The organism is Pseudomonas sp. P106(2024), from assembly GCF_057480815.1.
The window spans coordinates 252,282-267,092 of the sequence record NZ_JBLIYU010000007.1 but is presented as its reverse complement, the minus strand read 5'-3'; the positions used below and the strand labels follow the sequence as shown (position 1 = coordinate 267,092).

The following is a 14,811-nucleotide window of genomic DNA, read 5'->3' as shown; positions in this document are numbered from 1 at the left end:
AGTGCCGTCAGTTTTCTGTACGTACCCCTCCGTTCACGCCTTGTGTTGACCACGAAATGTTGCGGTTATTGCCTGACCGAGCCTGTCGCAAAAGGGCGTGCATACGTGCTGCCGAGTGTGATGCTAAATGGGGGGGAGCGGTCGGTATCTGTGCGGACGGACGCAACCTCGGAATAACACGCTGAGTCACTCTCCTGAACCCGGAGCGAAATACTTCTATAAATCGCTCTCTTCGAGAAGGGCTTCGGACCATCCTCTGCGTCGCTAAAGTTGAATTATTGCTTTCCTCTATGTTTGCGGGAGCAACGGCCAGTTCTTGTTGACGATGATTGATAGAGGAACGATTTTGAGCCAAAGGTCGATTTGCTGGTAATTGCTCGGGAGGATTTATCTGCAGGTGGGCAGGTTGCAGAGCTACCGGCCCTATTTGTAACGGTTGCTCAAGCTCAGGAATATAACGAATAGTTTCGGGTGTGATTTGAAACTTCATTATTGGGGCCCCAGCCTCTCCAGTTGGATCCTGCTGGTTTACTGGATCCCCATTGCAATATGCGTAGCCATTGAGCCCACCTTTGCCAAACGGCGAATGTTGGTCGGCACCCATGAATACCATTAGTGCCGGATTATAGGCGCGATATCCATTACCGAGTAGATACCAACGTGAGCAATCTCGAGGCTGAGCGTTGAACCCAAGTACTGATGTCAAGGGTTTTTTGAGTTGGTCGTATCCGAACGGGGTGTAGATGAAATTTAGTGCTCCTTGTTCGGAGTGTTGCCGAAGGATTGATCCGAGCCTGTCAGTGACTAGCAGCTTAGTCGCAGAACGTGCTTTGAGTATCTGTGTCACAGGCTTTTCCTCGGAGGAATTGCATGCACATAACTATGCTTTCAGGGCGGGACAGGAGCAACTGGTAGAAATGCCAGTTCCGCCATAGCGTCTTTGTGATGGTCGGACTTAAGTCGACCGGTGTGTAAACGATCTAATTGACGACCTCGTCTCCCCTGGCCTAGAGTGCCGCCTCCTCAATCTCTGCGTAGTCGATGCAATGCGCCGTACCCGTAGTCTCCGCCCACACCGCCAGCCTGTCGCCCCGACAGCGCGCCGCGCGTGGCCAAGCGACACGGTGCTCAAGCGTCGGCGCAGCGTGCTGTTCGCCTTCACTTTCTCGCCACACCTTGCCCTGAACTGATCCGCGCCCCTGCATCCCGCGCCTTTGCGGCGTGATCGCGGGCGCCTGCGTTCGAACATCTTTCAGCGGATTTTCCAGTCGGCCAGGGCCAGAGCCCCTGCGCGCCGGCTTGCAAGGAGTGGTACATGAACATGCGTTTGCTGGCGGGCCTGTTGTTCGCCGTGTCGGTGGTCGGTTTCAGCCTCGGGGCGAGCCTGCCGCTGGTGTCGTTGCGCCTGCACGAAGCGGGGGCGGGGACGCTGGAGATCGGCATCATTTCGGCGATCCCGGCGGCGGGCATGATGCTTTCGGCGTTCATGGTCGACGCCTGCTGCCGGCACCTGACCCGCCGGGTCATCTACCTGCTCAGCTTCAGCCTGTGCACCCTGAGCATCGCCCTGCTGGAATGGGCCTTCGACTCGATGCTGTGGCTGGCGCTGCTGCGCCTGGGGCTCGGCATCGGCATGGGCATCGCGATCATCCTCGGCGAGTCGTGGGTCAACGAACTGTGCCCGGAGCATAACCGCGGCAAGATCATGGCCCTGTACGCCACCAGCTTCACCGGCTTCCAGGTGCTCGGCCCGGCGTTGCTGGCGCTGCTCGGCGCCGACAGTCCGTGGCTGACCGGCGTGGTCACGGTCTGTTACGGCCTGGCGCTGCTGTGCATCCTGTTCACCGTGCCCAATGACCATGTCGAGCATGGCGACGAAGGCGAGAAGAGCTTCGGCCTGGCCGGCTTCTTCCGCGTCGCCCCGGCGCTGTGCGTGGCGGTGCTGTTCTTCTCGTTCTTCGATGCCGTGGTGCTGTCGCTGCTGCCGGTGTATGCCAGCAGTCACGGCTTTGCCGTGGGCGTGGCGGCGCTGATGGTGACCGTGGTGTTCGCCGGCGACATGATCTTCCAGCTGCCGCTGGGCTGGCTTGCCGACCGGGTCGAGCGCACCGGGCTGCACCTGGTGTGCGGGCTGGTGGCGATGAGCATCGGCATCGCCTTGCCCTGGCTGCTGCAGATGACCTGGCTGCTGTGGCCGTTGCTGGTGGTGCTCGGGGCGGTGGCGGGCGGCATCTACACACTGGCGCTGGTGCTGATCGGGCAGCGCTTCAGGGGGCAGGACCTGGTGACGGCCAACGCCAGTGTTGGCCTGCTGTGGGGTGTCGGCAGCCTGGTCGGGCCGCTGGTCAGCGGCGCGGCGATGGATGTGGCGCCCCATGGCCTGCCCATGGCGCTGGCGCTGATGGCGGGACTGTTCGTGTGCTTCGCCCGCCAGGCCTATCGCCGGGCGGGCAAGCTTCAGGCGGTGGCGGACTGACCCCCAGCCATCACGCGGCAGGTCAGAACGTTCCGCGCAAGGTGACAGACACATTGCGCGGGTCGCCCCAGTAGTAGCCGGTCGGCGTCGGCGCCACCTGGCGGTAGTACTGCTTGTCGAACAGGTTGTTGGCGTTCAGCTGCAGCGAGTAGTTGTCGTTGAAGCGGTAGTTCACCATCGCGTTGTACACCGCATACCCCGACTGCGAGGCCTCGGCGCTGCCGCTGCGGTTGTAGATGTCGCTCTGCGCCTGCACGCCGCCGCCCACGGTCCAGGCCTGCAGCTCGCCCGGCAGGCGATAGCTGGTGAACAGGCGCAGCATGCGCTTGGGGTCGGTGGTGCGGATCGGGTTGCCGTTGTTGCCGGTGGTGTCCTTGAGGTATTCGGTGGTGTTGTAGGTGTAGCCGCCGGTCACGTTCCAGCCCGGCAGCACTTCGCCGGAAATCTCCAGCTCGAAGCCCTGGCTGCGGTTCTTGCCCGCGGCGACCTTGCAATACCCGCTGGTGTAGTTGGGCAGGCACGGGTTCGGCCCACTGAGGTCGTCCAGCGCGTTGCCGACCTGATAGATGCGGAAGAACGCCAGCGAGGTGTTCAGCCGGCCCTCGTAGAACTCGCCCTTGATCCCCGTCTCGTAGGCTTCGCCGGTGACCGGTTCGAGCACGGAGCCGGCGGCATCGGTGTTGGTCTGCGGGTTGAAGATCTCGGTGTAGCTGGCGTAGGTGCTGAAGTTCTCGTTGAGGTCGTAGATCAGCGCGGCGTACGGCACGATCTCGTTGTCGACGCTGAACTTGCCGCTGGCCTTGGTGTTGTTCTCCTGCTCGTAGTCGTACCCGTTGGCGCGTGCGCCGATGATCGCGGTCAGCGGGTCGGCCAGGGAGATGCGCCAGGTGGCGTAGGCGCCTTCCTGGGTGGTGCGGGTGCGCACCGGGTGGGCGGTGATGTCGATGTGCGGGTTGGACAGGCTGGTCTTCGGGTCCCAGGTGCGGATGTCGAACACGCCCGATTGCACGTTGTTGGTGGCCGAGGCGTAGGAGTCGTTGCGGATGCGCTCGACGCCCAGCATCAGCTCGTGGGTGCGGCCGAGCAAATCGAACGGGCCATTGAGGGTGGCGCTGAGGTTGTTCTGCAGGCTCTCGCCGCCATCGCCTTCGGTCACCTGATAGCTCATCAGGTAAGGGTTGCGGGTCGGGTTGGCGGTGCCGGTGGCGCGGGTGAAGTAGGTCTGCTTGAAGCCGTTGTCGTCCAGCTCGAAGTGGGTGCGCTGGGCCATCAGCTTGAGCGTCCAGTCGTTGTCGAAACGGTGTTCGAGCTCGGCGAAAGTCTGCAGGTTGCTGCGGTTCCAGCGGTTCCAGTCGGCGCCCAGGTAGGTGCTGCGGCCGAACGGCAGCGGCGAGCCGTCGTAGTCGGCCGGCAGGTTGCCCCAGGCACCGGTGGCGTCGAGCTGGGTCCATTCCAGGCCGGTGGTGAGGGTGGTGCTGTCGTCGAGGTCGAAGGCCATCACCCCGTACAGCACGTCCTTGCGCTCCTGGCGCGATTGCTGGAAGTGGTCCTTCTCGTCGTGTACCGCGATCACCCGGCCACGCACGTTGCCTGTCTCGGTCAACGGCCCGGAGAGGTCGGCGACGTAGCGCTGGGCGTCCCAGGTGCCGAGGGTGACGCTGCCTTCGCCCTGGAACTCATAGGTGGGCCGCTTGCGCACCAGATTGACGGTGCCCGAGGGGTTGCCGGCGCCGCGCAGCATGCCGGTGGCGCCGCGCAGGACCTCGGCGCGGTCGAGGATCGCCGAGTCGCTCTGGATGAACGAGCCGCCGCCGCTGCTCTGCACCACGCTGGCGCCGTCGTACTGGATGGCATCGATCTGGTAGCCGCGCGAGAAGTACTGCACCCGCTCGCTGTCGGTGAGGTTGACCACCACGCCGGGGGTCTGCTCGAGCAGGTTGGTGAGGTTGGTGATGTTCTGGTCGTCGATCCGCTGGCGGGTGACCACGGTCACCGACTGCGGGGTGTGGCGGATGCTTTGCGGGGTCTTGCCGATGGTCACCGCACCGGTGGTGTAGGAGCCGCTGTGCTCGGTGGTCTCGCCCAGGCGGTTGCTGGAGATGCTGGTGGCGCCCAGTTGCAGGGCGTCGCCGACGTCCAGGGCAGGGAGCAGCAGGAAGCTCTTGTCGCTTTCCTGCTGGACCTGCACATCGCTGCCCCGCAGCAGGATCTGCAGGGCCTGGGCGCTGTCATGCCGGCCTTGGACGCCCTGGGTGGCCTTGCCCCGCAGGCTGCCGGCGTCGAACGACAGGTTCAGCCCGCCCTGGCGCGCCAGCTGGTCCAGCGCGGCGGCCAGCGGGCCGGCCGCGATGTTCCAGTCGCGCGGCTGGCTCTGGCTGGCGGGCGCGGCAAGGGCGAGGGTCGGCGGCAGGCCGGCGCAGGCCACGCCCAGGCCCAGGGCGGCGGCGCGGATGGCATGGCGCAGGGGGGCGTTGCGGGGGGAACACGGGCGGATCATGAAGCGCTCCTGAAGGTTGGCAGACCACTGTTCGGGCTTGTTTCCTTCAGGCCGGACGAGAATGAGATTCCACCTCATTTATTTTTTTGATGTTTTCAGGCGGCGCCGATGCTCACCCAGAAGCGCGTGCGGTAGTCGACGCGCACCGGCAGGCTGCGGGCGACCAGCAGCAGGATCTGGTCGGTGTCGGCCAGCTGGAAGGTGCCGGAAACCTTGAGCCCGGCAACTTCCGGCGCGCAGCGCAGCAGGCCGGGGCGGTAGCGCGACAGTTCGTCGGTGAACTCGCCCAGGGGCATCTGCTGCACGCTGAGTACGCCATCGGTCCAGCCCCAGGGGTCACCGTGCAGGGTGGCGGGCTGGAAGTCGCCCTGGGCGAACACCTGCAGCACTTCGCCGGGCTTGACCCGATGGGCGGCGGCAGAAGCGGGGAACAGCGTCACCTCGCCGCGGCGCACGGCCAGCAGCAGGCCCTGGGCATTCTCCCGCAGCAGCAGTTGACCGCCCTGGGTGCTCAGGGCGCCGACGCGGGTGTCGATGGTGAACGGGCGGTTGTCGTTGGTGTTGCCGTCCAGGCTGACCTCGCCGCGCAACAGGGTCAGTTGGCGCTGCTCGTCGCTGTAGCGCAGGTCGATGGCGCTGGCGGTGTTCAGGCGGATAAGGCTGCCGTCGCTGCCCAGCAGCTCACGACGCTCGCCGGTGGCGGTGCGGCTGTCGGCCATCAGCGCCGGCAGGCTCAGGGGCTCGCGCGCGGCCCAGCCGACACTGGCGCCGAGCGCGAGCAGCGACAGTAGCTTGAGGTGGTCGCGCCGGCTCATGCGGCGGCGTTCGCTGCCGGCCAGGGTCTGGCGGCTCAGCTCGGCGGGCAGGCTGGCCAGTTCGTCGCCGAGGCTACTGACCCGCTGCCAGGCCTGGGCATGCTGCGGGTGGCTGGCCAGCCAGCGCTGGAACTGCTGTTCGGTGTGTGGGCCGGGGCTGTCGTAGCGCAGTTTCACCAGCCATTCGATGGCTTGGTCGACCTGGGCCTGGCTCGGGTTCTGGTCAGGCATCGGCGTAGCGGATCCGGTAGCAGACACCCAAGGCCTTGGCCAGGTCGCGCTCGACGGTGGCCCGGGAAACGTCCAGGCGCTGCGCGACCTGGGTGAGGGTGAGGCCGTCAAGCTGTGCCAGCAGGAACGCCTGGCGCACCCGTGGCTTGAGGCGTTGCAGGGCGCGGTCGAGGCGTTCGAGGGTGTCGAGGATCAGCAGGCGCTGTTCCTCGCTGGGGGCTTCTTGCTCGGGCAGGTTGGCCAGGCTCTCGAGGTAGGCTTTTTCCAGGGCGCGGCGACGGAACTGGTCGATCATCAGGCCGCGGGCGATGCTGCTCAGGTAGGCCCGTGGCTCCTTGAGCGGTGAAACCTGGCGCGCCTTGAGCAGGCGCACGAAGGTGTCCTGGGCCAGGTCCGCGGCGTGCTCCCGGCAGCCGACCCGGGCGCCGAGCCAGCCGCGTAGCCAGCGGTGGTGTGCCTGATAGAGCAGATCGACCTCGGCCGGTTTCAGCGTGTCTTCGATCTGCATCGTCTGGAGAGCCTGCCTGGATAATGTGATTGTTAATAATTCTCAATTCTATGCGGGGCAATGCGGGCGGATCAATGGTAGGCCTCTGACTCGATGAGCAAGATTGAGCGTTTCACCGATGAACGGTTGGGCTAGGCTAGGGGATCGTGACTTGTGCGAACGCCTTTGATGATCCTTGCAGACCTATCCCCGCAGGCCTTTGACGATGCCGCTGCCTGGCTGGCCGGGCAGGACCCGGACTGGGCGCGGCATATTGCCGCCGTGGGGCCTTGCCTGCACCGTGCCACGCCCGGGCGCGAGCCGTACGAGGCGCTGGTGCGGGCCATCGCCTATCAGCAATTGCATGCACGGGCGGCCGAGGCGATCCTCGGGCGGTTGCTGGCGCTGTTCCCGGATGGGGCGTTTCCCGCGCCCGAACAGCTGCTGGCGGTGACGCCTGAGGCGATGCGCGCCTGTGGGTTCTCCGCGAGCAAGATTGCCACGGTTCATGGGATCGCCCAGGCGCGATTGGAGGGTGTGGTGCCCAGCCGGGAAGAGGCGCTGAGCCTGCCGGACGCCGCGCTGGTCGAGCGTCTGGTGGCGCTGCGTGGGGTCGGGCGCTGGACCGTGGAGATGCTGCTGATCTACAGCCTGGAGCGATCGGATATCCTGCCGGTGGATGATTTTGGCGTGCGCGAGGGGTATCGGCGCATGAAAGGCTTGGACAAGGCGCCGACGCCTGCGCAGATGCGGGCATTGGGCGGGGCGTGGAGCCCTCATCGCACCGTGGCGGCCTGGTACCTGTGGCGGGCTTGAAGTGTCGTGGGCCCCGTGAAAACACCGCAAGAATCGGAGTTCCACGCATCAATTACCCTGCCAGGCTGACGTTATCGATTCCCAGGAGAGGCCCCTGATGAAGCCCGCCCCGACCACCTACACCACCGACGCCGAACGCTGGCACGCCGTGCAGGCTCGCGACACGGCCGCCACAGGCCACTTTGTCTACGCCGTGCGCACCACCGGCGTGTATTGCCAGCCCGCCTGCAAGTCGCGCCTGGCCAAGCGCGAGAACGTCGAATTTTTCAGCGCCGCTGCCCAGGCCGAGGCCGCCGGTTATCGCCCGTGCAAGCGCTGCAAGGGCGGGCAGGGCAGCCGCCGTACCGAGCTGGTGGCCCGCGCCTGTCGCCTGATCGAGGCCAGCCAGACCGCCCCCAACCTCGACCAGCTCGGCAGCAAGCTCAACGTCAGCCCGTTCCACCTGCACCGCCTGTTCAAGGCCGAGACCGGCCTGACCCCCAAGGCCTACGCCTCGGCCTTCCGCGCCCAGCGCCTGCGCGAGCGCTTGGACGCCGCCGGCAGTGTCACCGAAGCCATCTTCGACGCCGGCTACAACTCCAACAGCCGCTTCTACGAAAGCGCCGGCGAGCGCCTGGGCATGCGCCCCAGGGAATACCGTGCCGGCGGCCAGGGCGCGACCATCCGTTTCGCCCTGGCCCAATGCTCACTTGGGGCGATCCTGGTGGCCCAGAGCGAACGGGGCATCTGCGCGATCCTGCTCGGTGACGAGCCCGAACCCTTGCTCAAGGACCTGCAGGACAAATTTCCCAAGGCCCAGCTGATCGGCGGCGATGACGCTTTCGAGCGGCTGGTGGCCGAGGTGATCGGCTTCGTCGAGGCGCCGGCCCTGGGTCTGGCGCTGCCTCTGGATGTGCAGGGCACGGCGTTCCAGGAGCGGGTCTGGCAGGCGCTGCGCGAGGTGCCGGCGGGGACCACGGTCAGCTACACCGACATCGCCGAGCGCATCGGCGCGCCCAAGGCCGTGCGGGCCGTCGCCCAGGCCTGCGCGGCCAACGCGATCGCCGTGGCCATTCCCTGCCACCGGGTGGTACGCCGCGACGGCGACCTCAGCGGCTACCGTTGGGGCATCGAACGCAAGCGCCAGCTGCTGGACCGAGAGACGGCACTCTCCTGAGCCTCCAGACCGCGTAGAATCCACGCCCTGTCGAGTTGTGTAGAGGAACCTTCGATGAGGCGTGTCAGCCTTGACCGATTCTATGCGGGGATTTTCGCCCTGCTGTTGTGCCTGGCCATGCCGGCATGGGCCCAGCCGGCCACGCCGGTATCGCGCCTGGCCGTGGCCGAACAGCAGGTGCTGGACGAGAACGCCAGCCTGGAGGCGTTGAGCGAACGGCTCGACCAGATCCGCCAGGGCGTCACCAGCAACGCCAACGACGACCTGCTCGCGCAGTTGCGCCAGTCGGCCCTGCAGGTGCAGCGCCAGGCCGATGTGCTGGCCACCCAGCGCACCGCCGACGTGCAGCGCCTGGACGACCAGCTCAACGTGCTTGGCCCGCCGCTGGAGGAGGAGGCCGAGAGCCTGACCCGCCAGCGCAAGCAGCTTAACGACGAAAAGAACAAGCTGGTCGCCGAGCAGAAGGACGCCACCACGCTGACCCAGTCGGCCCGTGACCTGTCGACACAGATCGTCAACCTGCGCCGCAGCCTGTTCAACTCGCAGATCACCAGCCGCGCCGCCAGCCCGTTGAGCCCGGCGTTCTGGTCGAGCCTGATCCGCCCCACCGACGACGACGTGGCGCGCCTGCGCGACCTGCGGGGCGAGGTGTCGGACGCCATGGCCAGCGCTTTCAGCGCCGAGCACCGCTGGCTGTTCATTACCGCGCTGGTCGCGGCGGTACTGGTCTGGACCCTGGTGCGCCGGATATTGGAGCGCCTGCTGGCCGACGCCATGATCCGCTGGCTGCCCGAAGGCCGCCTGCGCCGCAGCGCCCTGGCGCTGAGTGTCAGCCTGGCGACCCTGGGCACCATTTCCGGCTCGGTGTCGTTGCTGCGCTGGGGCCTGGAGAGCAGCGCGGATCTGGGCACGGACCTCGCCAGCCTGACCAACCATATCCTCGCCCTGGTGATCTTCAGCGCCTTCATCTCGGGCCTGGGCCGCGCCATGCTGATGTTGCAGCGTCCGTCCTGGCGCCTGCCGCCGATCCCCGACGAGGTGGCCAGCGCACTGGGCTGGTTCCCCAAGGTCCTGGCCCTGGCGCTGATGGTGCTGCTCACCCAGGAACGCATCAACAGCGTGATCGGCACCAGCCTGGCGCTGACCCTGGCCACCAACGGCCTGACCGCGCTGGTGGTGTCACTGCTGTTTGTCGTGGCCCTGCTGCGCTACCGCCGCGCCCGTCGCCAGCATGACCTGGAGCGGCCCAAGGGCCTGGCCGGGCTGATCCCGTTCGTGATCGTGGTGTGGGTGCTGGCGATCCTGCTGACCTTGCTGGCCGGCTACCTGACGCTGGCCTACTTCCTTACCGCCAAGCTGCTGTGGATCAGCGTGGTGGTGGTCTGTGCCTACCTGCTGGTGACGGTGTTCGGCGACTTGTGCGAAACCCTGCTGTCGCCCCGTCAGCCCGGTGGCCTGGCGCTGGCCTCGGCGCTTGGCCTGCAGCAACGCCACCAGGCCCAGGCCAGCACGGTGCTGGCGGGCATCGGCCGCACGCTGTTGCTGTTCGCCGCCGCGCTGCTGGTGTTCATGCCTTCGGGCACCAGCCCAGGCGAGCTACTGCTGAGCCTGGCGGACTGGGACGGCACCGGCGGCAAGGTGCTGGGCAACCTGAACATCGTGCCCCAGGACATCTTCCTGGCCGTGGCGATCTTCATCGGTGGCTGGTTCGCCATCCGCGTGGTCAAGCGCTGGCTGAGCGAGCGCCTGCTGCCGGAGACCGACATGGACGCCGGCATGCGCGCCTCGCTGGTGACCCTGGTCGGCTACCTGGGCTTCCTGTTCCTGGCCATGCTGGTGATGTCCACCCTGCACATCAACCTGACCAGCCTGACCTGGGTGGTCAGTGCGCTGTCGGTGGGTATCGGTTTCGGCCTGCAGCAGATCGTGCAGAACTTCATCTCCGGCCTGATTTTGCTTACCGAGCGCCCGGTGAAGGTGGGTGACTGGGTGAGCCTGGCCGGTGTCGAGGGTGACATTCGCCGGATCAACGTGCGCGCCACCGAGATCCAGATGTCCGACCGCTCGACGGTGATCGTGCCCAACTCGCAGTTCATCTCGCAGAACGTGCGTAACGTGACCATGGCCAATGCCTTGGGCGTGGTTGGCATTACCTTGACGCTGCCGCTGGAGACTGACCCGGCGAAGGTGCGCGAGGTGTTGCTGGCGGCGTACAAGGAGCATGAGTCGATCCTCGATGCGCCGGCCACGTCGGTGACCTTCAAGGACCTGACCAGCAGTGGCATGGTGATCGGTGTGAGCGGTTACGTTGCCTCGCCGCGGCAGGTGTCGAGCACGCGCAGCGACCTGCTGTTCACCATCCTCGGGCGCTTGCGTGACGAGGGCATCGCCCTGTCGTCGCCGCAGAGCATGGTGTTGGTGCAGGAGAATGGGCGACCGGCCGACGAGCCGGCGTGAGGCTATCTCGGCTCTTGTAGGATCGGCCTTGTGCCGCGAAAGGGCCACAAAGCGGCCCCGGCGATCTGTCTTGTGGCGCAGACCCTGGGGCCGCTTCGCAGCCCTTTCGCGACACAAGGCCGCTCCTGCATCTGTTTCGGGCCAGTCAAACCTGTGCCATTACCGGATCCGCCTTGCTGGTACGACGCGGTTTCAGTGTAGGTACCACTGGCGCCTCACCTGTCTCAAGACAGGCACCAAGGCGGGCAACCATGGCCTGACAGGTTCGGTACGTTGCAACAAATGTGGGAGCGGCCTTGCGTCGCGCGGGCGGCGCTCGATCTCGCAGGCGCTGCAAGGCTGCCGTCGAACACCTGCCAGCCTCACGCGCCCTGTGAAAGGGCTCAGCTACTCACCCCAAACACCGCGTCACATGCTTCACCGACTGATACCCCGAAAGCCCCCAAGGCCCAAGCTCTCGCCCAATCCCACTGCCCTTGGTCCCGCCCCACGAGGTCTCGACGAACACCGCCTGCACCGAGTTGATCCACACATGCCCGACCTCCAGCGCATCGGCCACGCGCTCGGCGCGTTCCAGGTCGGCGGAGCAGACAGTGGCCACTAGCCCGAAGCGGCTGTCGTTGGCCTGGGCGATGGCCTCGGCCTCGGTGCCGAAGCGTCGTGCGCAGAGCACCGGGCCGAAGATCTCCTCGCTCCACAGGCGGCTGCTCACTGGTACGTCCACGTACAGCGTCGGGCTGACGAACCAGCCGTCATGGTCCAGCGCCTTGCCGCCGGCCAGGCACGTCAGGCCCTCTTCGCGGGCGGTGGCGAAATAGCCGGCGACCTTGAGCCACTGCGCCTGGCTGGTCAGCGGCCCCATGTCCACTTCTTCCGCCAGCGGGTTGCCCACGCGCAATGCCTCCAGCGCCGCCTGCAAGCGCGGCAACAGGGCATCGGCGATGCCGTCCTGCACCAGCAGGCGCGAGGTGGCCGAGCACATCTGCCCGGCGTTCCAGGTGATGCCGGCGACGATCCACTCCACCGCCTGGTCGACATCGCAATCGTCGAACACCACGATGGCCGACTTGCCGCCCAGCTCCAGCGTCACCGGCCGACACTGGGCCGCGGCGGCGCGCATCACTTGGCTGCCGACGCCGTTGCTGCCGGTGAACGACAGCTTGTCCAGGCCGTTGTGGCCGCTCAGGGCGGCGCCGGTCTCGGCCTTGCCGCCCACGATGTTCAGCACGCCGGCCGGCAGGCCCAGCACCTCGGCGATCTGGCCGTAGGCCTGCTCGATCAGCGGGGTGACTTCGGAAGGCTTGAGCACCACGGTGCAGCCGGCCGCCAGGGCCGGGGCGAGCTTCCAGGCGCTGGTCACCAGCGGGAAGTTCCACGGCACGATCAGGCCGACCACGCCCACCGGCTCCAGGCGGGTGCGGGCGCTGAAGCCGGGCGCGGCCAGGGGCACGTCACGGTTCTTCGCCGGCAGTTGCTCGGCGAGGTCTGCGTAGTAGGCGAAGGTGGCGATGGCGTCGTCCAGGTCGATCTCGGCCTCGTGGCGCGGCTTGCCGTTGTTGCGCATCTGCAGGGCAATCAGCTCGTCGCGGCGCTGGCCCAACTGTTCGGCGAAGCCGCGCAGGTAGGTGGCGCGCTCGGCGGCGCTGACCGTTTTCCAGGACGCCAGGGCACGACGCGCGGCGGCCACGGCCTGGTCGACCTGGGCGCTGCTGGCGGCCATCAGTTCGCTGAACGGCTGGCCGTCGGACGGGTTGTGGACAACGATGCAGTCGCTGCCCAGGCCTTCGACCCAGCGGCCGTCGATGTAGTGAGGTGTGGTCATGGTCGGATTCCGGTCAGGCCATTTCGGCGGTGGTCACAGGCTTTACGGGTGTGCTTTTGCAGCGCACCCAGCGCGGGCCTTGTGGGCCATACACGCCAGCGGGTTCAGGGAACAGGTTGAGCAGGATCAGGTACAGCACGGCGGCGATGCCGAGGGTCACCGGCAGGCTCAGGTCGATGCCGCCGGCCAGCTCGCCCAGCGGGCCGACGAACTGCCCCGGCAGGTTGACGAAGCACAGGCCGACCACAGCGCTGGGGATCCACGCGCCCATGCCGCGCCAGTTCCAGCCATGGTCGAACCAGTAGTGGCCGCCCTGCTGGCCGCGGGTGAACACCTGCAGGTCATCGGCGTGGTAGAAGCCGCGGCGGGTGATCAGGCCGAGGATCATGATCACCATCCAGGGGCTTGTGCAGGTGATGATCAGCACGGCGAAGGTCGACACGCTCTGCACCAGGTTGAAGGTGAAGCGGCCGACGAAGATGAAACCGATGGCCAGCACGCCGATCAGCAGGGTGGCGGCGGCGCGGCTGAGCAGGCGCGGGAACACGCTGGACATGTCCAGGCCGGTGCCGTACAGCGCCGTGGTGCCGGTGGACATGCCGCCGATCACCGCGATCAGGCACACCGGCAGGAAGAACCAGCCCGGCGAGATCGCCAGCAGGCCGCCGACGTAGTTGTTGGCGGCGATGTAGTCCGGTGCCTGGCTGGCCACCAGGGTGGCGGTGCACAGGCCGAACAGGAACGGAATCAGCGTGGCGGCCTGGGCGAGGATCACTGCCAGCATGATGCGCGACTTGGCGGTCTCGCGCGGGATATAGCGCGACCAGTCGCCAAGGAAGGCGCCGAACGACACCGGGTTGCTCATGGCCAGGATCGCCGCGCCGACGAACGCCGCCCAGAAACCGGCCTGGCCGAGGTTGACGCTGCCGGCGTAGCCCGCGTCGAAGGGCCCGGCGAAGGCGAAGATGCCCAGCAGGAACAGCAGGCTCGAGGCCCACACCGCGATCTTGTTGACCCAAAGCATGAAACGAAAACCAAAGATGCACACCACCAGCACCAGCACCGCGAACAGGCCGTAGGCCAGGCCCAGGGTCAGGTCGGTTTCCGGCAGGCCGACCAGGCGCTTGGCGCCGCCGACCAGGGCATCGCCCGAGCTCCACACCGACAGCGAGAAGAACGCCACGGCGGTCAGCAGCGACAGGAACGAGCCGACGATACGCCCGTGCACGCCGAAGTGGGCGCCGGACGATACCGCGTTGTTGGTGCCGTTGAGCGCGCCGAACAGGCCCATCGGCGCAAGGATCAACGCGCCCACGCCGACGCCGAGCAAAATCGCCCAGACGCCGGCCTGGAACGACAGCCCGAACAGCACGGGGAAGCTGCCCAGCACGGCGGTGGCGAAGGTGTTGGCGCCGCCGAAGATCAGGCGGAACAGGTCCAGCGGGGTGGCGTCGCGTTGATCGTCGGGGATCTGTTCGACGCCATTGGTCTCGATACCGGTCGAGTGGCTCATGGTGATGCTCCAGCGCGAATGTTGTCGGCCGTCGGGCGGCCTTGTTGTGGGTGCGATGGCAGTGCGGCAGGGCCGCTTGAAAGGGAATCAGGCCGGCGAGATGACCGACAAGTGTTCGTGACAGGCCAGCCAGCGTTCGCCGTGCAGGCGAAAGACGATGGTCTCGCGCTCGTTCAGGTCTAAGGTTTCGCCGGCGACGCGCAGGCGCGTGGCCACATCGTGCATGAAGACCGCCACGTCGCCCTGCAGGCTCACCTGCGCGTTGCTCGACTCGCAACCGAGCACGACGAATCCGTCCGCCTGCCAGCTGGCCCAGAGTTCTTCGTAGGCTCGGCGTGACAGCAGCGGTTGCGGCACGGTGTGGAAGAGAAAGGTGGCATCTTCGCTGAAGCAGGCGAAGTAGCGGGCGGTATCGTTGCTGGCGAAGGCGGCGACGAGGTCGGCGGCGGCCTGCCGTACCTGGAGTGTCTGGTCCACGGGAGTGGCCTCACGGTTTATTGTGATTGTTGGTGAAGCGATTCTGGTGGCGGTGGGCGGTGGG

Annotated in this window: 11 protein-coding genes; 4 read left to right on the top strand and 7 right to left on the bottom strand. The window is 66.5% G+C overall.

The features are described 5' to 3' along the window. Window positions 1–7 precede the first annotated feature (7 nt). A complete protein-coding gene (locus AC25M7_RS14545) occupies window positions 8–847 on the bottom strand; it encodes an RHS repeat-associated core domain-containing protein (RefSeq protein WP_082750517.1) in 840 nt (279 codons plus the stop codon). A 468-nt stretch (window positions 848–1,315) separates the two neighbouring features. On the opposite strand from AC25M7_RS14545, the gene AC25M7_RS14540 reads away from it, so the two are divergent. After that, window positions 1,316–2,476, top strand: coding sequence for an MFS transporter (locus tag AC25M7_RS14540; RefSeq protein WP_028691163.1), 1,161 nt, complete (start codon window positions 1,316–1,318; stop codon window positions 2,474–2,476). A gap of 22 nt (window positions 2,477–2,498) precedes the next feature. Here the strand turns inward: AC25M7_RS14540 and AC25M7_RS14535 are convergent, their stop codons facing one another. From AC25M7_RS14535 to AC25M7_RS14525, 3 genes are all read right to left on the bottom strand, one after another. Beyond that, window positions 2,499–4,973, bottom strand: a complete 2,475-nt coding sequence (locus tag AC25M7_RS14535; protein WP_486971176.1) for a TonB-dependent siderophore receptor — start codon at window positions 4,971–4,973, stop codon at window positions 2,499–2,501. 95 nt (window positions 4,974–5,068) lie between these two features. Continuing rightward, window positions 5,069–6,019, bottom strand: coding sequence for a FecR domain-containing protein (locus AC25M7_RS14530; RefSeq protein WP_062364688.1), 951 nt, complete (start codon window positions 6,017–6,019; stop codon window positions 5,069–5,071). Then, the gene (locus AC25M7_RS14525; protein WP_028691160.1) at window positions 6,012–6,527 is read right to left on the bottom strand and encodes a sigma-70 family RNA polymerase sigma factor; all 516 of its coding nucleotides are present in this window, start codon (window positions 6,525–6,527) and stop codon (window positions 6,012–6,014) included. The genes AC25M7_RS14530 and AC25M7_RS14525 overlap by 8 nt, the downstream gene beginning before the upstream one ends. Window positions 6,528–6,695: 168 nt before the next feature. Here AC25M7_RS14525 and AC25M7_RS14520 point away from each other — a divergent pair, with 168 nt between their 5' ends. The 3 genes from AC25M7_RS14520 (at window position 6,696) to AC25M7_RS14510 (ending at window position 10,935) form a co-directional block, all read left to right on the top strand. After that, on the top strand, window positions 6,696–7,322 hold the full coding sequence (locus tag AC25M7_RS14520) for a DNA-3-methyladenine glycosylase family protein (RefSeq protein WP_028691159.1): 627 nt from the start codon (window positions 6,696–6,698) through the stop codon (window positions 7,320–7,322). Window positions 7,323–7,419: 97 nt separating this feature from the next. Then, window positions 7,420–8,478, top strand: a complete 1,059-nt coding sequence (gene ada / locus AC25M7_RS14515) for a bifunctional DNA-binding transcriptional regulator/O6-methylguanine-DNA methyltransferase Ada (protein ID WP_186596455.1) — start codon at window positions 7,420–7,422, stop codon at window positions 8,476–8,478. 54 nt (window positions 8,479–8,532) lie between these two features. After that, window positions 8,533–10,935: a DUF3772 domain-containing protein gene (locus tag AC25M7_RS14510; protein WP_486971175.1), complete on the top strand. Its 2,403-nt coding sequence runs from the start codon at window positions 8,533–8,535 to the stop codon at window positions 10,933–10,935. Window positions 10,936–11,326: 391 nt separating this feature from the next. On the opposite strand, the gene AC25M7_RS14505 is transcribed toward AC25M7_RS14510, so the two are convergent. The 3 genes from AC25M7_RS14505 to AC25M7_RS14495 form a co-directional block, all read right to left on the bottom strand. After that, a complete protein-coding gene (locus AC25M7_RS14505; RefSeq protein ID WP_186596452.1) occupies window positions 11,327–12,757 on the bottom strand; it encodes an aldehyde dehydrogenase family protein in 1,431 nt (476 codons plus the stop codon). 13 nt (window positions 12,758–12,770) lie between these two features. Beyond that, window positions 12,771–14,270 carry a purine-cytosine permease family protein gene (locus AC25M7_RS14500; protein WP_062364681.1) on the bottom strand — a complete coding sequence of 500 codons (1,500 nt, stop codon included), beginning with the start codon at window positions 14,268–14,270 and terminating at the stop codon, window positions 12,771–12,773. A gap of 87 nt (window positions 14,271–14,357) precedes the next feature. Continuing rightward, window positions 14,358–14,747, bottom strand: coding sequence for a YybH family protein (locus tag AC25M7_RS14495; protein WP_062364680.1), 390 nt, complete (start codon window positions 14,745–14,747; stop codon window positions 14,358–14,360). Window positions 14,748–14,811 lie beyond the last annotated feature (64 nt).